Origin of the sequence: Mycolicibacterium septicum DSM 44393, assembly GCF_000455325.1 — a bacterium.
Classification (GTDB): Bacteria; Actinomycetota; Actinomycetes; order Mycobacteriales; family Mycobacteriaceae; genus Mycobacterium; species Mycobacterium septicum.
Window position 1 is genome coordinate 946793 of sequence record NZ_HG322953.1, and the last position, 18795, is coordinate 965587.

16 protein-coding genes and 2 pseudogenes are annotated in these 18795 nt (G+C 68.0%); 13 read left to right on the forward strand and 5 right to left on the reverse strand.

Translation table 11 applies throughout. The features are described 5' to 3' along the window. The first annotated feature begins 41 nt into the window (after window positions 1-41). The 8 genes and pseudogenes from argC to argH all read left to right on the forward strand — a co-directional run bounded on the left by argC (window position 42) and on the right by argH (window position 8487). Complete coding sequence (gene argC / locus TX88_RS31305) at window positions 42-1076, forward strand: N-acetyl-gamma-glutamyl-phosphate reductase (protein WP_044524083.1); 1035 nt, start codon at window positions 42-44, stop codon at window positions 1074-1076. Next, window positions 1073-2305 carry a bifunctional glutamate N-acetyltransferase/amino-acid acetyltransferase ArgJ gene (argJ, locus tag TX88_RS31310; protein ID WP_044524084.1) on the forward strand — a complete coding sequence of 411 codons (1233 nt, stop codon included), beginning with the start codon at window positions 1073-1075 and terminating at the stop codon, window positions 2303-2305. Before argC ends, argJ begins: the two co-directional genes overlap by 4 nt. Then, window positions 2302-3181, forward strand: a pseudogene (argB, locus tag TX88_RS31315) (acetylglutamate kinase). The gene argJ and the pseudogene argB overlap by 4 nt, the downstream one beginning before the upstream one ends. After that, the gene (locus TX88_RS31320; RefSeq protein WP_044524085.1) at window positions 3178-4353 is read left to right on the forward strand and encodes an acetylornithine transaminase; all 1176 of its coding nucleotides are present in this window, start codon (window positions 3178-3180) and stop codon (window positions 4351-4353) included. The pseudogene argB and the gene TX88_RS31320 overlap by 4 nt, the downstream one beginning before the upstream one ends. Continuing rightward, a complete protein-coding gene (gene argF, locus TX88_RS31325) occupies window positions 4350-5273 on the forward strand; it encodes an ornithine carbamoyltransferase (RefSeq protein WP_044524086.1) in 924 nt (307 codons plus the stop codon). The genes TX88_RS31320 and argF overlap by 4 nt, the downstream gene beginning before the upstream one ends. Continuing rightward, on the forward strand, window positions 5270-5746 hold the full coding sequence (locus TX88_RS31330; protein WP_044524087.1) for an arginine repressor: 477 nt from the start codon (window positions 5270-5272) through the stop codon (window positions 5744-5746). The genes argF and TX88_RS31330 overlap by 4 nt, the downstream gene beginning before the upstream one ends. Before the next feature lie 23 nt (window positions 5747-5769). Continuing rightward, window positions 5770-6970: pseudogene (locus TX88_RS31335) on the forward strand (argininosuccinate synthase). An 89-nt stretch (window positions 6971-7059) separates the two neighbouring features. Next, window positions 7060-8487, forward strand: coding sequence for an argininosuccinate lyase (gene argH, locus TX88_RS31340; protein ID WP_044524447.1), 1428 nt, complete (start codon window positions 7060-7062; stop codon window positions 8485-8487). On the opposite strand, the gene TX88_RS31345 is transcribed toward argH, so the two are convergent. Continuing rightward, entirely contained in the window at window positions 8484-10271 is a 1788-nt protein-coding gene (locus TX88_RS31345; RefSeq protein ID WP_044524088.1) for an ABC-F family ATP-binding cassette domain-containing protein, read from the reverse strand. The two genes, argH and TX88_RS31345, sit on opposite strands and share 4 nt — an antisense overlap. A gap of 151 nt (window positions 10272-10422) precedes the next feature. On the opposite strand from TX88_RS31345, the gene TX88_RS31350 reads away from it, so the two are divergent. The 3 genes from TX88_RS31350 (at window position 10423) to TX88_RS31360 (ending at window position 14248) form a co-directional block, all read left to right on the forward strand. After that, the gene (locus TX88_RS31350) at window positions 10423-13422 is read left to right on the forward strand and encodes an acyl-CoA synthetase (RefSeq protein ID WP_209447148.1); all 3000 of its coding nucleotides are present in this window, start codon (window positions 10423-10425) and stop codon (window positions 13420-13422) included. A gap of 76 nt (window positions 13423-13498) precedes the next feature. Beyond that, window positions 13499-14020, forward strand: coding sequence for a hypothetical protein (locus tag TX88_RS31355; protein ID WP_044524089.1), 522 nt, complete (start codon window positions 13499-13501; stop codon window positions 14018-14020). A 9-nt stretch (window positions 14021-14029) separates the two neighbouring features. Further along, window positions 14030-14248: a Trm112 family protein gene (locus tag TX88_RS31360; RefSeq protein WP_044524090.1), complete on the forward strand. Its 219-nt coding sequence runs from the start codon at window positions 14030-14032 to the stop codon at window positions 14246-14248. On the opposite strand, the gene TX88_RS31365 is transcribed toward TX88_RS31360, so the two are convergent. The 3 genes from TX88_RS31365 to TX88_RS31375 are packed head-to-tail and all read right to left on the reverse strand — an operon-like array spanning window position 14231 to window position 16401. Continuing rightward, window positions 14231-14857 carry a TetR/AcrR family transcriptional regulator gene (locus TX88_RS31365; protein ID WP_044524091.1) on the reverse strand — a complete coding sequence of 209 codons (627 nt, stop codon included), beginning with the start codon at window positions 14855-14857 and terminating at the stop codon, window positions 14231-14233. The genes TX88_RS31360 and TX88_RS31365 overlap by 18 nt on opposite strands. A gap of 6 nt (window positions 14858-14863) precedes the next feature. After that, a complete protein-coding gene (locus TX88_RS31370; protein ID WP_084622291.1) occupies window positions 14864-15691 on the reverse strand; it encodes an ABC transporter permease in 828 nt (275 codons plus the stop codon). Next, entirely contained in the window at window positions 15616-16401 is a 786-nt protein-coding gene (locus tag TX88_RS31375; RefSeq protein WP_044524093.1) for an ABC transporter ATP-binding protein, read from the reverse strand. Before TX88_RS31375 ends, TX88_RS31370 begins: the two co-directional genes overlap by 76 nt. Before the next feature lie 80 nt (window positions 16402-16481). On the opposite strand from TX88_RS31375, the gene TX88_RS31380 reads away from it, so the two are divergent. Next, window positions 16482-17093 (forward strand): DNA-3-methyladenine glycosylase, encoded by a 612-nt coding sequence (locus TX88_RS31380; RefSeq protein WP_044524094.1) that lies wholly within the window; start codon window positions 16482-16484, stop codon window positions 17091-17093. 27 nt (window positions 17094-17120) lie between these two features. Beyond that, complete coding sequence (gene tyrS / locus TX88_RS31385) at window positions 17121-18407, forward strand: tyrosine--tRNA ligase (protein WP_209447130.1); 1287 nt, start codon at window positions 17121-17123, stop codon at window positions 18405-18407. Window positions 18408-18598: 191 nt separating this feature from the next. On the opposite strand, the gene TX88_RS34755 is transcribed toward tyrS, so the two are convergent. Beyond that, the coding region (locus TX88_RS34755) for a hypothetical protein (protein WP_209447131.1) at window positions 18599-18795 on the reverse strand (197 nt) is incomplete at its 5' end.

Here is an 18795-nt window from a genome sequence, read left to right on the forward strand (position 1 = left end):
ATGAGTTTGCATCTACATGCATAACAATGCAGAATTGCCGCATGACTTCGATAGCGGTAGCCGGCGCCAGCGGCTACGCCGGCGGAGAGATCCTGCGGTTGCTGCTCGGGCATCCGGCCTACGCTGACGGCCGGTTGACCATCGGGGCGCTGACCGCGGCCTCCAGTGCCGGGACGACGGTGGCCGAGCATCATCCGCACCTGCTGCCGTTGGCCTCGCGTGTTCTGGAGCCCACCGACGCCGAGGTGCTGGCCGGCCATGACGTGGTGTTCCTCGGCCTTCCGCACGGTCATTCCGCGGCGCTGGCCGAGCAGCTCGGCCCCGACACCCTGATCATCGATTGCGGTGCCGACTTCCGGCTGACCGATGCCGCCGATTGGGAGAAGTTCTACGGTTCGGCGCACGCCGGCAGCTGGCCCTACGGGTTGCCCGAGCTGCCGGGCGCCCGGGACCGGCTCAAGGGCGCCAAGCGCATCGCGGTGCCGGGCTGCTATCCGACCGCCGCGCTGCTGGCGCTGCTGCCCGCGGTGGCCGCCGATCTCGTCGAACCGGCAGTCACGGTCGTCGCCGTCAGCGGCACCTCCGGTGCGGGCAAGTCCGCCAAGGTGGACCTGCTGGGCTCGGAGGTGATCGGCTCCGCTCGCGCCTACAACATCGCCGGTAAGCACCGGCACACCCCGGAGATCGCCCAGGGCCTGCGGTCGGTGACCGACAAGGACGTCACCGTCTCGTTCACCCCGGTGCTGATCCCGACCTCCCGGGGGATCCTGGCCACCTGCACCGCCCGCACCGAGGCATCGGAGGCCGAGGTCCGGGCCGCGTACGAAAAGGCGTACGGCGCGGAGCCGTTCATCCATCTGCTGCCCGAGGGGCAGCTTCCCAAGACCGGTTCGGTGATCGGCAGCAATGCCGCGCAGCTCGCGGTCGCCGTCGATGAGCAGGCGAAGACACTGGTGGCCATCGCCGCCATCGACAACCTCACCAAGGGCACCGGCGGCGCCGCGGTGCAGTCGATGAACCTGGCGCTGGGCTGGCCTGAAACCGAAGGACTTTCGATCGTGGGAGTGGCACCGTGACCGAGGCGAGTACAAAGCAGACGGCCAAGCTGGTCCGCACCCAGGGCGTCACCGCTCCGGCCGGCTTCCGGGCCGCGGGAATCGCCGCCGGTATCAAGGCATCCGGCGCGCCGGACCTGGCCCTGGTCTTCAACGAGGGGCCGGACTACGCCGCGGCGGGGGTATTCACCCGCAACAAGATCAAGGCCGCCCCGGTGCAGTGGTCACAGCAGGTGCTGACCACCGGCCGGCTGCGTGCCGTGGTCCTGAACTCGGGCGGCGCCAACGCGTGCACGGGTCCGCTGGGTTTCCAGGACACCCACGCCACCGCCGAGGCGGTGGCCACCGCGCTGAGCGACTGGGGCACCGAGACCGGTGCCATCGAGGTCGCGGTGTGCTCGACGGGCCTGATCGGTGACCGGTTGCCGATGGACAAGGTGCTGGCCGGCGTCACCGAGATCGTGCACGAGATCGCCGGCGGACTGACCGGCGGAGACGACGCCGCGCGGGCCATCATGACCACCGACACCGTGCCGAAACAGGTTGCGCTGCACCATTCGGTGGAGTCGGGGGAGAACTGGACCCTCGGCGGGATGGCCAAGGGCGCCGGAATGCTGGCACCGTCGCTGGCCACCATGCTGGTGGTGTTGACCACCGACGCCGTCGCGGACGCGGCCGCGCTGGACACCGCGCTCAAGCGGGCCGCGGCCCTGACCTTCGACCGGCTCGACGTCGACGGCAGCTGCTCGACCAACGACACCGTGCTGCTGCTCGCCTCGGGCGCCAGCGAGATCGCCCCGAGCCAGGACGATCTCAACGAGGCCGTGCTGCGGGTCTGCGACGACTTGTGCGCCCAGCTGCAGGCCGACGCCGAAGGTGTCACCAAGCGCGTCGTCATCACCGTGACCGGCGCCGACACCGAGGACGACGCGCTGGTCGCGGCACGCGTCATCGCCCGCGACAGCCTGGTCAAGACCGCACTGTTCGGCTCCGACCCGAACTGGGGCCGGGTCCTGACCGCGGTCGGCATCGCTCCGGTCAAGCTGGATCCGGAGCGGATCAGCGTGTCGTTCAACGGTTCTCCGGTGTGCGTCGACGGTGCCGGTGCCCCTGGGGCCCGCGAGGTCGACCTGTCCGGCGAGGACATCATCGTCGTCGTGGACCTGGGGGTGGGAGGCGGCAGTGCTTCCATCCGGACCACCGACCTGTCGCACGCCTACGTCGAAGAGAACTCGGCCTACAGCTCATGAGCCAAGCCATCGAGCGCGGCGTCAAGGCCCAGGTCCTCGCCTCCGCTCTGCCGTGGCTCAAGCAGCTGCACGGCAAGATCGTCGTCGTCAAGTACGGCGGCAACGCGATGACCGACGACACCCTCAAGGCGGCCTTCGCCGCCGACATGGTGTTCCTGCGCAACTGCGGCATTCATCCGGTTGTGGTGCACGGCGGCGGGCCGCAGATCAGCGCGATGCTCAAGAAGCTCGGCATCCCAGGCGATTTCAAGGGCGGATTCCGGGTCACCACCCCGGAGGTCCTCGATGTGGCGCGCATGGTGCTGTTCGGTCAGGTGGGCCGCGAGCTGGTCAACCTGATCAACGCCCACGGCCCGTACGCGGTGGGCCTCACCGGTGAGGACGCGCACCTGTTCACCGCGGTGCGGCGCAGTGTCACCGTGGACGGGGTGGCCACCGACATCGGGCTAGTCGGCGACGTCGAACATGTCAACGCCGACTCGTTGCTGGATCTCATTGCCGCGGGCCGGATTCCGGTGGTCTCGACCATCGGGCCCGATGTCGACGGCGTGGTGCACAACATCAATGCCGACACCGCGGCCGCGGCCCTGGCCGAGGCTTTGGGAGCCGAGAAGCTGGTCATGCTCACCGATGTGGAGGGCCTCTACACCGATTGGCCCGACCGCTCGTCGCTGGTCACCGAGATCGACACGGCGGCACTGACACAACTGCTGCCGACACTCGAGTCGGGCATGGTGCCCAAGATCGAGGCATGCCTACGGGCGGTGGCCGGCGGGGTGCCCGAGCGCGCACGTGATCGACGGCCGCGTCGAACACTGCGTGCTGGTCGAGCTTTTCACCGATGAAGGAACTGGAACCAAGGTGGTATCGGCATGACCCTCCAGGACCGCTGGGAAGCGGTGATGATGAACAACTACGGCACCCCGCCGTTGGCACTGGCCAGTGGTGACGGTGTCGTGGTGACCGACACCGACGGCAAGTCCTATCTGGACCTGCTCGGCGGTATCGCGGTCAACCTGCTCGGACACCGCCACCCGGCCGTGATCGAGGCCGTCACCACCCAGCTCAACACGCTGGGGCACACGTCCAACCTGTACGCCACCGAGCCGGGCATCGCACTGGCCGAGGCGCTGGTGGGCCATCTGGGAACCCAGGCGCGGGTGTTCTTCTGCAACTCGGGCACCGAGGCCAACGAGGTCGCCTTCAAGATCACCCGGCTCACCGGCAAGACGAATATCGTTGCCGCCCAAGGCGCCTTCCACGGCCGCACGATGGGGTCGCTGGCACTGACCGGCCAGCCCGCCAAGCAGGCCCCGTTCGAGCCGTTGCCGGGCAACGTCACCCATGTGCCTTACGGCGACGTGGAAGCCCTTGCGGCCGCGGTCGATCCGGACACCGCCGCGGTGTTCCTGGAGCCGATCATGGGGGAGGGCGGCGTCGTCGTCCCGCCCGCCGGATACCTGGCCGCCGCCCGGGACATCACCACGAAGAACGGCGCACTACTCGTTCTCGACGAGGTGCAGACCGGAGTGGGGCGTACCGGTGCGTTCTACGCCCATCAGCACGACGGCATCACCCCCGACGTGGTGACCCTGGCCAAGGGGCTCGGCGGCGGACTGCCGATCGGTGCCTGCCTGGCGATCGGAGCGGCCGGTGATCTGCTCACCCCGGGCCTGCACGGCAGCACCTTCGGCGGCAACCCGGTGTGCACCGCGGCCGCGCTTGGCGTGCTCAAGGCGCTGGCCGACGGGGACCTCATCGCACGGGCCGGGGTGCTCGGCAAGACCCTGAGCCACGGCATCGAGGAGCTGGGTCATCCGCTCGTCGATCACGTCCGCGGCAAGGGCCTGCTGCAAGGTGTGGTGCTTACCGCACCGAGCGCCAAGGCCGTCGAGGCCGCGGCGCGCGACGCCGGTTTCCTGGTCAACGCCGCGGCTGCCGACGTCGTCCGGCTGGCGCCGCCGCTGATCATCACCGAACCGCAGATCGAGACCTTCCTGTCCGCTCTGCCCACCGTTCTCGACACCGCTGTGGAGGCTGATTCATGACCCGGCATTTCCTGCGTGACGACGATCTGTCGCCCGATGAGCAGGCCGAGGTGCTCGCCCTGGCCGCCGAACTGAAGAAGGCGCCGTTCTCGCGGCGCCCGCTCGAGGGTCCGCGCGGTGTCGCGGTGATCTTCGAGAAGAACTCGACCCGCACGCGGTTCTCGTTCGAGATGGGCATCGCCCAGCTCGGCGGCCATGCCGTGGTGGTCGACGGACGCAGCACCCAGCTGGGCCGCGAAGAGACCCTCGAGGACACCGGCGCGGTGCTGTCCCGCTACGTCGATGCCATCGTGTGGCGGACCTTCGCCCAGGAGCGGCTGACCGCCATGGCGTCCGGATCGAGCGTGCCGATCGTCAACGCGCTGTCCGACGAATTCCACCCCTGCCAGGTGCTGGCCGATCTGCAGACGCTGGCCGAGCGCCGGGGTCAGCTCACGGGGCTGAAGATGACCTACCTCGGCGACGGGGCCAACAACATGGCGCACTCGCTGATGCTGGGCGGGGTCACCGCGGGCATCCACGTCACGATCGCCGCTCCGGCCGGCTTCGAACCGGACCCGCATTTCGTCGACGCCGCCAAGCGCCGTGCGGCCGAGACCGGGGCGACGGTCTCGCTCACCGACGACGCGCGGGCCGGGTCCGACGGAGCCGACGTGCTCGTCACCGACACCTGGACCTCGATGGGGCAGGAGAACGACGGCCTCGACCGGGTGCGGCCGTTCCGTCCATTCCAGGTCAACGCCGACCTGCTCAAGCTCGCCGACCCGGCAGCCATTGTGCTGCACTGCCTTCCGGCGCACCGCGGGCACGAGATCACCGACGAGGTGATCGACGGCCCGCAGAGCGCGGTGTTCGACGAGGCCGAGAACCGGCTGCACGCCCAGAAGTCTCTGCTGGTCTGGTTGCTGGAGAACCGGTGAGTGCACCGACGCGTGCCGGCCGCCAGGCCCGCATCATCGCCCTGCTGTCGTCCAGGCAGGTGAGCAGCCAGACCGAACTGGCCGCACTGCTGGGCCAGGAGGGCATCGAGGTCACCCAGGCGACGTTGTCGCGCGACCTGGAGGAACTCGGCGCGGTGAAACTGCGCGGCGCCGACGGCGGCGTCGGCGTCTATGTGGTGCCCGAGGACGGCAGCCCGGTGCGGGGTGTGTCCGGTGGCACCGAGCGGTTGACCCGCTTGTTGGGGGAGTTGCTGGTATCGACCGACGCCAGCGCTAACCTTGCCGTGCTGCGCACCCCGCCCGGGGCCGCGCATTACCTGGCCAGCGCGATCGACCGCGCCGCCTTGCCGTATGTGGTCGGAACCATCGCCGGTGACGACACCATCCTGATGGTGGCGCGCGAACCGATGACCGGGGCCGAACTTGCCAACACCATCGAAAACTTGAAGTAGAGCTCAAAACAAGGAGATTGCTCATGTCCGAACGCGTCATCCTGGCGTACTCCGGAGGTCTGGACACCTCGGTCGCGATCAGCTGGATCGGCAAGGAGACCGGTAAAGAGGTCGTCGCCGTCGCCATCGATCTCGGTCAGGGCGGCGAGGACATGGACGTCGTACGCCAGCGTGCCCTGGACTGCGGTGCGGTCGAGGCGGTCGTGGTCGACGCCCGTGACGAGTTCGCCGACGAATACTGCCTGCCGACCATCAAGGCGAACGCGCTCTACATGGATCGCTACCCGCTGGTGTCGGCCATCAGCCGCCCCCTGATCGTCAAGCACCTGGTGGATGCGGCGCGCAGCCACGGTGGCACCGTCGTCGCGCACGGCTGCACCGGCAAGGGCAACGACCAGGTGCGGTTCGAGGTCGGATTCGCCTCGCTGGCGCCCGAACTGGACGTCATTGCACCGGTTCGCGACTACGCCTGGACCCGCGAGAAGGCCATCGCGTTCGCCGAGGAGAACGCGATCCCGATCAACGTCACCAAGCGCTCGCCGTTCTCGATCGACCAGAACGTGTGGGGCCGTGCGGTGGAGACCGGGTTCCTCGAGGATCTGTGGAACGCCCCCGACCAAGGACGTCTACGACTACACCCAGGACCCGACGGTCAACTTCAACGCCCCCGACGAGCTGATCATCAGCTTCGACAAGGGCCGCCCGGTGGCGATCGACGGTCGTCCGCTGTCCGTGCTGGAGATCATCCAGGAGCTCAACACCCGGGCCGGCGCCCAGGGCGTGGGCCGGCTCGACGTGGTCGAGGACCGGCTGGTCGGCATCAAGAGCCGCGAGATCTACGAGGCCCCGGGGGCGATGGTGCTGATCACCGCGCACACCGAGCTCGAGCACGTGACGCTTGAGCGCGAGCTGGGCCGGTACAAGCGCGGCGTCGACCAGAAGTGGGGCGAGCTCACCTACGACGGCCTGTGGTTCAGCCCGCTGAAGCGCTCGCTGGAGGCGTTCGTCGAGCACACGCAGCAGCACGTGTCCGGCGACATCCGGCTGGTGCTGCACGCCGGCGCCATCATCGTCAACGGCCGCCGTTCCGGCGAGTCGCTGTACGACTTCAACCTCGCCACCTACGACGAGGGCGACAGCTTCGACCAGAGCGCGGCCAAGGGCTTCGTGCAGCTGCACGGCCTGAGCTCCAAGATCTCGGCGAAGCGCGACCTGGGCCTCTAACTTCGCACCGCGAGCGACCGTGTCTGTACGGCGACACGCCGCATTGGATGTACACCCACGGTCGCTCGCGCGGCAGGAAGCTGGATGAGATGAGCACCAACGACGGAACCACCAACGAGGGCTCGCTGTGGGGCGGGCGGTTCGCCGACGGTCCTTCGGCCGCCCTTGCGGCCCTGAGCAAGTCGACCCACTTCGACTGGGTGCTGGCGCCGTACGACGTCACGGCGTCCAAGGCCCATGCCCGGGTCCTGCACCGGGCCGGGCTGCTCACCGACGAGCAGCGCGACGGGTTGCTCGCGGGCCTGGACAGCCTGGGTTCCGATGTCGCCGACGGCAGTTTCGAGCCGCTGGTCACCGACGAGGACGTGCACGGAGCGCTGGAGCGCGGCCTGATCGACCGGGTCGGGCCCGATCTGGGCGGCCGGCTGCGCGCCGGACGCTCCCGCAATGACCAGGTGGCCACGCTGTTCCGGATGTGGCTGCGCGACGCCGTCCGCCGCGTCGCCGACGGTGTGCTCGAGGTGGTCAACGCGCTGGCGGTGCAGGCCGCGGCGCATCCGACGGCGATCATGCCCGGCAAGACCCACCTGCAGGCCGCCCAGCCGATCCTGCTCGCGCATCATCTTCTGGCCCACGCTCATCCACTGCTGCGCAACGTCGACCGGCTCGCCGATTTCGACGACCGCACCGCGGTCTCGCCCTACGGCTCGGGGGCGCTGGCCGGCTCGTCGCTCGGTCTGGATCCCGACGCCATCGCCGAAGACCTCGGATTCGCTTCGGCGGCCGACAATTCCGTCGACGCCACCGCGGCGCGGGATTTCGCCGCCGAGGCGGCGTTCATCTTCGCCCAGATCGGGGTGGACCTGTCCCGGCTCGCCGAGGACATCATCCTGTGGAGCACAACCGAATTCGGCTACGTCACGCTGCACGACTCCTGGTCGACCGGCAGCTCGATCATGCCGCAGAAGAAGAACCCGGACATCGCCGAGTTGGCCCGCGGTAAATCCGGACGGCTGATCGGCAACCTCACCGGTCTGCTGGCCACGCTCAAGGCCCAGCCCCTGGCCTACAACCGGGACCTGCAGGAGGACAAGGAACCGGTCTTCGACTCGGTGGCGCAGCTGGAGCTGCTCCTGCCGGCGATGGCCGGACTGGTCGGCACGCTGACCTTCGACGAGGCCCGGATGGCCGCGCTGGCGCCGGCCGGTTACACGCTGGCCACCGACATCGCCGAATGGCTTGTGCGCCAGGGTGTTCCGTTCCGGGTCGCCCATGAGGCCGCGGGCGGCGCGGTGCAGACCGCCGAGGGCCGGGGTGTCGGGCTCGACGAGCTCACCGATGACGAGTTCGCCGCGATCAACCCCGCGCTCACCGCGCAGGTGCGCGAGGTGCTGACCGTCGAGGGCTCGGTGAATGCGCGCAGCGCACGGGGTGGCACCGCACCGGTTCAGGTCGCCAAGCAGTTGGGTGTCGTCCGTAAGACCGCAGAGGAATTACGAATCAGGCTGCGCCCTTAGCCGATCTGCTCGCCGAGTTCGAACCAGCGTTCCTCGACCTCGGTGACTTCGTCCTCAAGCGCGCGGATGGCGGCCACCTTGGCCGCGAGTCCCTCGAAATCTGACTGGTCGTGGTCGGCCATCGCCGTCCGGGAGCGGTCGATCTGTTCCTGCAGTTTCTCCAGTCGGCGTTCCAGGGCGGACACTTCCTTCTGCGCTGCCCGCAAGTCGGCGCCGGACAGCCCCTCCGGTGCAGTGCTGCTGGCCGGTGCCGCGCCGGTCGCCGACGCATGTGCGGCGCGCAGCCGCAGGTACTCGTCCACCCCGCCCGGCAGGTGCCGCAGACGTCCGCCGAGGATGCCGTACTGCTGGTCGGTGACGCGCTCCAGAAAATACCGGTCGTGGCTCACCACGATCAGCGTGCCGGGCCACGAGTCGAGCAGATCCTCCATGGCGGAGAGCATGTCGGTGTCGAGGTCGTTGGTCGGCTCGTCGAGGATCAGCACGTTGGGCTGCGCGAGCAGGATCAACAGCAGTTGCAGGCGACGTTGCTGCCCGCCGGAGAGGTCCTTCACCGGTGTCGACAACTGGGCGCTGGAGAAACCGAGGCGCTCCAGCAACTGTCCGGGCGTGAGTTCCTGGGCCTTTGATCCGGTGCCGAACACATACGTGGTGCGCAGATTGGCGAGTACCACCCGCACGGGATCGCCGAGGTGGGGCGCAAGCTCGTCCACGCTCTGTCTGAGGGTCGCCACCTGCAGCGTCTTACCGTGTTTGACCCGGCCGGCGGTCGGTTGCACCGAACCGTCGATGAGGCCGAGCAGCGTCGATTTTCCGGCGCCGTTGACGCCGAGGATCCCGGTGCGCTCACCCGGGGCGATCCGCCACTCGACCTGGTGCAGCACCTCGCGGTCGCCGTAGCTGACCGACACATCCAGCAGGTCGACGACCTGCTTGCCCAGCCGTGACACCGCGAGGGACTGCAGTGCGACCTTGTCCCGGATCTCCGGTACGTCGGCGATCAGGGCGTTGGCCGCGTCGATGCGGAATTTGGGTTTGGACGTGCGAGCCGGGGCGCCGCGGCGCAGCCAGGCCAGTTCCTTGCGGGCCAGGTTCTGCCTGCGTGCCTCGATCGTGGCCGCCTGCCGGTCGCGTTCCACGCGCTGCAGGATGTAGGCGGCGTAGCCGCCGTCGAACGGTTCGACGATGCGGTCGTGCACTTCCCATGTGGTCGTACAGACCTCGTCGAGGAACCAGCGGTCGTGCGTCACCACCAGCAGCCCACCGGACGACGCGGACCAGCGCTTCTTGAGGTGCTCGGCGAGCCAGGTGATCGCCTCCACGTCGAGGTGGTTGGTCGGCTCGTCGAGCGCCAGCACGTCGTGATCCCCGGCCAGCAGCTTGGCCAGAGCGACCCGGCGCCGCTGTCCGCCCGACAGCGTGCGGAGCTCGGCGTCCCAAGGCAGGTCGCCGAGCAGGCCGGAAATGACGTCGCGCCCACGGGGGTCGCCGGCCCATTCGTGTTCGGGCACATCGCCGACCACGGCGTGGCCGACGGTGTCGGCGTCGTCGAGGGTGTCGGCCTGATCGAGTACCCCGACCCGCACACCACCGCGCACGGTGACCCGTCCGGAATCGGGTTCGAGCCGGCCGGCCAGCATGGCCAGCAGGCTGGATTTGCCGTCACCGTTGCGGCCGACGATGCCGATCCGGTCGCCTTCGCTGACACCGACGGTGACCGAGTCGAACACCACCCCGGCGGGGTATTCCAGATGCAGGGTTTCGCCCCCGAGCAGGTGTGCCATCGCCGCCGACCCTATCTGTCGGTGGCCGTGACAGTGGCATCGCATGGGGGCACTGCCGACGTCCGGGTGATCAAGTCGGTGATCGGTTGCTGTTGTGCCATGATGACCTCGTCAATCGGGGGTCGGGGTGAGTTGCGATGTGGGGAGCAAGCTGGTGGATTTCTCGGCAGTGACCAGACCCGTCGAGCGGTTGCTGGCGACCGCGCAGAACGGCTTGGAGGTGCTGCGCTACGGGGGACTGGAGACCGGCTCGGTCCCGTCGCCGTTCCAGATCATCCAGAGCGTGCCGATGTACCGGCTCCGGCGGTACTTCCCGCCTGACGTCCGCCCCGGTGTCCAGAATCCGCGCCCCCCGGTACTGATGGTGCACCCGATGATGATGTCGGCCGACATGTGGGACGTGACGCGCGACGACGGCGCAGTCGGCATCCTGCATGCCGCGGGTATCGACCCGTGGGTGATCGACTTCGGTTCACCGGACAAGGTCGAGGGCGGTATGCAGCGCAACCTCGCCGACCACGTGGTGGCGTTGTCGGAAGCCATCGACATCGTCAAAGAGGTCAGCGGTCGCGACGTGCACCTGGCCGGCTACTCGCAGGGCGGGATGTTCGCCTACCAGGCCGCGGCCTATCGGCGGTCCAAGGACCTGGCCAGCATCATCGCCTTCGGTTCCCCGGTGGACACCCTGGCCGCGCTGCCGATGAACCTTCCGGCCGGCGTGGCCGCGGGTGCGGCCGATTTCATGGCCGACCACGTGTTCAGCCGCATCGACATCCCGGGCTGGTTGGCCCGCACCGGTTTTCAGATGCTCGACCCGATCAAGACCGCTCAGTCGCGTCTGGAGTTCCTGCGGCAGTTGCATGATCGCGAAGCCCTGCTGCCACGCGAGCAGCAGCGCCGCTTCCTGTCGTCGGAAGGCTGGATCGCCTGGTCCGGGCCCGCGATCGCCGAACTGCTCAAGCAGTTCATCTCCCACAACCGGATGATGACGGGAGGCTTTTCCGTCCACGGCGACCTGGTCACCCTGTCCGACATCGACTGCCCGATCCTCGCGGTGGTCGGCGAGGTCGACGACATCGGCCAACCTGCCGCGGTCCGGGGTATCAAGCGGGCCGCGCCCGATGCGGATGTTTACGAATATCTGATCAGGGCAGGACATTTCGGTTTGGTCGTGGGTTCCAAGGCCTCCACCCAGACCTGGCCGACCGTGGCCCAGTGGGTGAAATGGCTTGGCGGAGAACAGATGCCCGAAGGTGTGGTCCCGATGGGGTCGCAGCCGGCCGATCATCCCGAGGGCGGGGTGTCCTTCTCCACCCGTGTCACCCACAGTGCCACCGCAGCCACCGAGATGGCGTTCGGGGTGGCGCGCTCGGCCGCCGAAGCGTTGGTGACGGCCAACAAGAACGCCCGGACCCTGGTCATCGAGACAGCCCGCACGCTGCCACGTCTGGCCCGGTTGGGTCAGGTCAACGACCACACCCGGATCTCGCTCGGCCGGATCATGAGCGAACAGGCGCGCAGCGCCCCCAACGGCGAAGCGCTGCTCTTCGACGGGCGGGTGCACACCTACGAGGCGGTGGACCGCCGGATCAACAACGTGGTGCGCGGCCTGATCGACGTCGGGGTGCGCCAGGGCGCCCGGGTCGGCGTCCTGATGGACACCCGGCCCAGCGCGCTGGTCGCGATCGCGGCGTTGTCCCGGTTGGGGGCGGTGGCAGTGCTGCTGCCCGAGGCAGATCTGGCCGAGGCGGCCCGCCTCGGCGGCGTGGCCGAGATCATCGCGGATCCGAGCCACCTCGACGTGGCCCGTGAACTCGACATGCGGGTGCTGGTTCTCGGCGGCGGTGAGAGCCGTGATCTGCACCTGGACAAGTACGAAGCCGACGGCGCGTCCATCGTCGACATGGAGAAGATCGACCCCGACGTCGTCGAGCTGCCCGGCTGGTACCGGCCGAACCCGGGTCTGGCCCGCGACCTGGCCTTCGTCGCCTTCAGTGAGGTCGGCGGCGAGCTCGTGGCCCGCCAGATCACCAACTTCCGGTGGGCGCTGTCGGCGTTCGGCACCGCTTCGGCGGCCAATCTCGGCCGCGGCGACACGGTCTACTGCCTGACCCCGCTGCATCACCAGTCCGGGCTGCTGGTCAGCCTGGGCGGTGCGGTGGTCGGCGGCTCGCGCATCGCGTTGTCGCGCGGGCTGCAGCCCGACCGGTTCCTGCAGGAGATCCGGCAGTACGGCGTCACGGTGGTGTCCTACACCTGGGCCATGCTGCGCGAGGTCATCGACGATCCGTCGTTCTCGCTCACCGGCAGCCACCCGGTCCGGTTGTTCATCGGCTCGGGCATGCCCGCCGGGCTGTGGAAACGGGTGGTCGACGTGTTCGAGCCGGCCCAGGTCGTGGAGTTCTTCGCCACCACCGACGGACAGGCCGTGCTGGCCAACGTCTCCGGCGCCAAGATCGGCAGCAAGGGACGTCCGCTGCCGGGCAGCGGCACCGTCGAACTCGCCGCCTACGACGCCGACGACGACCTGATCCTGGAGGACGAGCAGGGTTTCGTGCGGAAGGCCGAGGCCAACGAGGTCGGTGTGCTCCTGGCCCATCCGCGCGGCCCGGTCGATCCGACAGCTGTGGTCAAGAGGGGCGTGTTCGCGCCCGCCGACACCTGGGTGTCCACCGAGTTCCTGTTCCGTCGTGACGAGGACGGCGACTACTGGCTGGTCGACAACCGTGGCGCGGTGATCCGGACCGAACGGGGGCCGGTGTTCGCGACCAGCGTCAACGACGCGGTCGGTCGCCTGGAGGCGGTCGACATGTCGGTGACCTATGGCGTCGAGGCGGCGGGCCGGCAACTGGCGGTGACAGCGCTGGCGCTGCGCCCGGGCGGCAGCGTCCCGACGGCCGACCTCACCCACGCGCTGGACGATCTGGCCGCGGGCAATCCGCCCGACGTGGTGTACGTGGTGGCCGACATGGAGCTCGGCGCGTCATACCGCCCGCTCATCGGTCCGTTGCGGGCGGCGGGCATCCCGAAGGCGGGCCGGCGTAACTGCTGGTACTTCGACGCCGATACAGGTACGTACAAGAAATTGACGGCGGCCGGCCGGGCCGAACTCGTCGCGGGAGCCACCGACGACGAGCCGGAGACCGACTAGGCCGGTATGTCGGCGGGGTGCCGGGGCGTGAATGCGCTGTTAGGCTCCGGCGGACGGCCGAACGACTGGAGGATCGATGACATCGGGATCGGGTGCGAACAGCTGGCGTCGGGTCGTCACCGGATGTGTGGCGGGCGGTGCGCTGGTGGGCGCGCTGGTGGGCGCGGGTGCGCCGACGGCGGCCGCCGATCCCGCTCAGCCGACCCCGCAGGCGGATGCGCCCGCGGCACCGGAGATGACCGCCGACGAGGCACTGTCCATCATCTCCAGGGACTATGACACCGGCGAGGGCGGCGGCCAGATCTCGACGCTGATCCACGACATCCTGAAGCTGCGTCAGCAGGGGTACAAGCCGTCGAACGCCAACCGTGCGGCCATCACCGAGGCGCTCGACAAGCGTCCCAATCAGGTTCCGCTGATCAACGCCCTCAAGAGCACGCTGTCGTACCAGCGCAAGTTGCAGGCACAGTCCCAGGCGCAGATTCCGAAGCAGAGCGGTCTCAACCCTGGGGTGGGCCAGTTCCCGGGCGGCATCGCTCCGATTCCGGGCGGGGGCGGCGGTCAGCCCACTGGCGGCATCTCGATCCCGCTGGGCTAGCTTCACTTCGTGGTCGACGACAAGCTTTTGAGCATCCTGGTGTGCCCGCAGGACCGCGGGCCGCTACTGCTGGCCGGTACGGATTGGCTCTACAACCCCCGGTTGCGGCGGGCCTACCGGATCGAGGACGGCATCCCGGTGCTGCTCGTCGACGAGGCCGTGGCCATCGAGGACGACGCCGAGCACCGCCGGCTGCTGGATCTGGCGGGATCAGGGGAATCCGGGTAGGTCACCCGTGAGGTAGCGCTGCAGGGTGGGTGCGATCGTCTCGGCGATCTGATCGGCCGGCAGCGTGGCGAAGGGATCCAACTCCAGGATGTAGCGCGCCATCGCCACCCCGACCAGTTGCGAGGCGACGAACTGGATGCGCACGCGGGAACTGCCGGGCGGGTTGTCCACCCGGGGCCCGATCTCGCCGATGATGATCTCCTGGAGGAACGACCGCACCAGCGACACGTCGTTGCCGGCCAGGATGGAGCGCAGTGTCGCGACGAAGCCCTTGCCGATCTCGGAATCCCACAGCGGCAACAGGATTGACGGCAGGGTGTGCCCGATCTGTTCGACCGGGACCTCTTTGAGCTTTCCGATCACGGTCATCGGATCGATGGGGATGTGGATCGCGGCGGCGAACAGCTGGGTCTTGGTGCCGAAGTAGTGATGCACCAGCGCGGCGTCCACCCCGGCGTCGGCCGCGATGGCACGGATCGATGTCTTGTCGATCCCGTTGCGGGAGAACAACTCCCGCGCGCTGGCCAAGATGCGCTCGCGTCTGTCCGACGGACCGGCGGGGCGGCCGGGGCGTTTGCGTTCCCGTTCGGAATCGATGTCGGTACTCACGGCTTCCTAAGGTGTTCGGCGGCGCAGGGTGGCCGCGGCCAGACAGAGCGCCAGTACAGCGAATCCCACCACGATCGCGATGTCACGGGCCGCGATGGCGGTCAGCTCGGGATGCGCGCCGACCTGCTGCAGGGCTTCCAGCGCATAGCTGGCCGGCAGCACGTTGCTGATCCATTGCAGCCATTCGGGCAGAGCGGCGCGCGGCACGATGATGCCGCACAACAGCAGCTGCGGTGCGATCACCACAGGCATGAACTGGACTGCCTGGAACTCGGTCCGGGCGAACGCGCTGCACAACAGGCCGAGCCCGACGCCCAGCACGGCGTTGATGATCGCGATCAGGAACACCAGGATGGGGCTGCCCGCGGTGTCGAGGCCGAGGAACCAGAACGACACGATGCAGGCCAGGGTGGCCTGGGCTGCGGCGGCGATCGAGAACGCGGTGCCGTAGGCCGCCAGCAGGTCGAAGCGGCGCAGCGGTGTCGTCAGGATTCGCTCGAGGGTTCCCGAGACGCGTTCGCGCTGCATGGTGATCGAGGTGATCAGGAACATCACGATCAGCGGGAAGACGCCGAGCATGATCAGGCACGCGTTGTTGAACGGCGTCGGGTGTCCCGGCTGGTGCGGCGCATTCTGGAACATGAAGTACATCAGCGTGATGATCAGGCTGGGCACCACCAGGATCATCGCGACGCTGCGGTGGTCGGCGGCCAGTTGCCGCAGGATCCGGCCGGTCGTGGCCAGGTAGGCGACAGGGCTCAGTCGGCTCGGTTGATCGCGCCCGAGTCGCTGCGCCGGATGACGGTGAGAAACGCTTCCTCCAGGGACGTACATTCCGTGTCCTTCCGTAGCTGGTCCGGGGTGGTGTGGGCAAGCAATCGGCCTTCACGCATGAGCAGCAGGTCTCCGCAGTGGTCGGCCTCGTCCATCACGTGGCTGGACACCAGCAGCGTGGTGCCACGTCGCGCCAGTTCGTTGAACTGTTGCCACAGGTCGACGCGAAGCACCGGGTCGAGGCCGACGGTGGGTTCGTCGAGCACCAGGAGTTCGGGCTCGGACACCAGGGCGCAGGCCAGCGAGACCCGGGTGCGTTGTCCACCCGAGAGATTGCCGCAGTAGGCGGTGCGGTGATCGTCGAGACCGACGGACCGGATGGCATCTGCCGCCGAGTCCGCCGACGTTCCGTACAGCGCGGCGAAGTACCGCACGTTGTCGATCACCCGCAGGTCGTCGTAGATCGTCGGATCCTGGGTGACGTACCCGACCCGGTGCCGCAGCGGTGCGGAACCGGCAGGGTGACCGAGCACCGTGACAGTGCCCGCCGCGACGATCTGGGTCCCGACGATGCAGCGCATCAGGGTGGACTTGCCGCAGCCCGACGGGCCGAGCAGACCGGTGATGCTGCCGCCGCCGATCTGCACGGTGAGATCGCGGATCGCGGGCCGCCCACCGCGGTTGACCTGCAGTCCGGCGATGTCGATGGCCGGGGGAGCAGCCCCGGCGGGGAATCCTGGGGAGAATTCATCAATCGATGAAGTCATCATGTGGTGAATACTGCGCCCAAGTGCGGCCGGTGTCAACGGTGGATCTTGCGAAGTGCAGAATCGCTCGGGTGGGCTTGCGGATGGGCACCGAGCTGTTGACTGGTGACCCCTTGCTCGCGGCCCGCCGACTGTTGGGAGCCGAGCTGACCGGTCGCGGTGTCAGCGCCGTCGTCGTCGAGGTGGAGGCGTACGGCGGCCCGCCCGATGGACCCTGGCCCGACGCCGCCTCACACTCGTTTCGCGGTGCCGGCGGCCGGAATCTCGTGATGTTCGGCCCGCCCGGGTACCTGTACACCTATCGCAGCCACGGCATTCACGTCTGCGCGAATGTGGTCTGCGGGCATGACGGCATCGCAGGCGCGGTACTGCTGCGAGCGGCGGCGGTGTGCGTCGGGGCCGACGTCGCCGGCGCCCGCCGCGGACCGGCGATTCGCCCGGCGGCGCTGGCGCGGGGGCCGGGCAACCTCTGTTCGGCCCTGGGAATCACCATGGAGGACAACGGAATTGACCTGTTCGACGCCGACAGTCCGGTCCGCTTGACGTTGGGTGATCCGCTTCCGGTGGTCGACGGCCCACGGGTCGGGGTGAGCAAGGCCGCCGACCGCAGATGGCGGTTGTGGCTGGCGGACAGGGGAGAGGTGTCGGCGTACCGGCGCAGCCCGCGGGCCCCCGCGCCCGGTGCCAGTGATTGATGTCGGCGATGCGGCATGATCGTCGTCATGAGCATGGGAATCCTCGATGAGCTGGACTGGCGTGGCCTGATCGCGCAGTCGACCGACCGCGACGCGCTGGCTGATGACCTGGCCAAGGGACCCATGACCGTCTACTCGGGCTTCGACCCGACCGCGCCGAGCCTGCACGCGGGTCACCTGGTGCCGTTGCTGACTCTGCGCCGGTTTCAGCGTGCCGGCCACCGGCCCATCGTGCTCGCCGGCGGGGCCACCGGGATGATCGGCGACCCTCGCGATACCGGGGAACGCACACTGAACACCGCCGACACGGTCGCCGACTGGGCCGGTCGCATCCGCGGCCAGCTGGAACGGTTCGTCGAATTCGACGACACCCCGACCGGCGCCATCGTGGAGAACAACCTGAACTGGACCGCCCAGCTCTCGGCCATCGAATTCCTCCGTGACCTGGGCAAATACTTCTCGGTGAACGTGATGCTCGACCGGGAGACGGTGCGCCGCCGGCTGGAGGGTGACGGCATCTCCTACACCGAGTTCAGCTACATGCTTCTTCAGGCCAACGACTTCGTGGAGCTGCACCAGCGCCACGGCTGCGCGTTGCAGATCGGTGGTTCCGACCAGTGGGGCAACATCGTGGCCGGCGCCCGACTGGTCCGCCAGAAGCTGGGCGCCACCGTGCACGCCATGACAACTCCGCTGGTCACCGACTCGGAGGGCAAGAAGTTCGGCAAGTCCACCGGCGGCGGCAACCTGTGGCTCGATCCGGAGATGACCAGCCCGTACGCCTGGTACCAGTACTTCGTGAACACCGCCGATGCCGACGTGATCGGCTACCTGCGCTGGTTCACCTTCCTGTCCTCGGATGAGATCGCCGAGTTGGAGGATTCCACCCAGAACCGCGCCCATGAACGCGCCGCGCAGAAGCGGTTGGCGCGTGAACTCACCACGTTGGTGCATGGAGAAGGCGCGACCACGGGGGTCGAGCTGGCCAGTCAGGCCTTGTTCGGCCGGGCCGAGCTGACCGACCTCGACGAATCCACCCTCGGCGCCGCGTTGCGGGAGGCCAGTAATGGACAGGTCGCCGAGCTGAAGCCGGGCGGCCCGGATTCGGTCGTCGATTTGTTGGTCGCCACGGGATTGGCGAACAGCAAGGGTGCCGCGCGCCGCAATGTCGCCGAGGGTGGCGTCTACGTGAACAACATTCGTATCGAAAGCGACGAGTGGATACCACAGCATTCCGATTTTCTGCATGAGCGTTGGCTCGTGTTGCGACGTGGCAAGCGGCACATCGCCGGGGTCGAGCGCGTGGGCGCTTAGGTCAACCGGCGACTGTGCTCTGACCTGGGAAAACGTCGCAGTGACCAGGCGATTTGACTCGGTGTTAGCGCTCCCGTAACTTATTCCAAGTCAGAGCGACACGGACAAGCGCCGGAGAGCGAAGACGAAATCCGAGAGAGACACCCATTACGGTGGGTATTCTCACTGCCCGCAGTAAAGTTCAGCGGCTTTTAGCCGCGGGATTTCTGCGCGACAAACTCGGGCGTGTTGTTTGAGAACTCAATAGTGTGTTTGGTGGTTTTTGTTTGTTGTTTTTGCCACTCATTTTGGGGGACTCCCCGTCTTCCGATCATGGTGGGTGGTTGTTTTTTTGATGCCAGTTTTTGGTGTCTTTTGTTTGTAATCGGATTTTTCTGATTGAATTCTG

What these genes read in the sequence shown, in the direction of transcription:
- argC (WP_044524083.1), top strand. Translation starts at nt 42, where the DNA reads ATGACTTCGATAGCGGTAGCCGGCGCCAGCGGCTACGCCGGCGGAGAG.
- TX88_RS31320 (WP_044524085.1), top strand. Translation starts at nt 3,178, where the DNA reads ATGACCCTCCAGGACCGCTGGGAAGCGGTGATGATGAACAACTACGGC.
- argF (WP_044524086.1), top strand. Translation starts at nt 4,350, where the DNA reads ATGACCCGGCATTTCCTGCGTGACGACGATCTGTCGCCCGATGAGCAG.
- argH (WP_044524447.1), top strand. Translation starts at nt 7,060, where the DNA reads ATGAGCACCAACGACGGAACCACCAACGAGGGCTCGCTGTGGGGCGGG.
- TX88_RS31345 (WP_044524088.1), bottom strand. Translation starts at nt 10,271, where the DNA reads ATGGCACACCTGCTCGGGGGCGAAACCCTGCATCTGGAATACCCCGCC.
- TX88_RS31355 (WP_044524089.1), top strand. Translation starts at nt 13,499, where the DNA reads ATGACATCGGGATCGGGTGCGAACAGCTGGCGTCGGGTCGTCACCGGA.
- TX88_RS31370 (WP_084622291.1), bottom strand. Translation starts at nt 15,691, where the DNA reads ATGTACGTCCCTGGAGGAAGCGTTTCTCACCGTCATCCGGCGCAGCGA.
- TX88_RS31375 (WP_044524093.1), bottom strand. Translation starts at nt 16,401, where the DNA reads ATGATGACTTCATCGATTGATGAATTCTCCCCAGGATTCCCCGCCGGG.
- TX88_RS31380 (WP_044524094.1), top strand. Translation starts at nt 16,482, where the DNA reads ATGGGCACCGAGCTGTTGACTGGTGACCCCTTGCTCGCGGCCCGCCGA.
- tyrS (WP_209447130.1), top strand. Translation starts at nt 17,121, where the DNA reads ATGAGCATGGGAATCCTCGATGAGCTGGACTGGCGTGGCCTGATCGCG.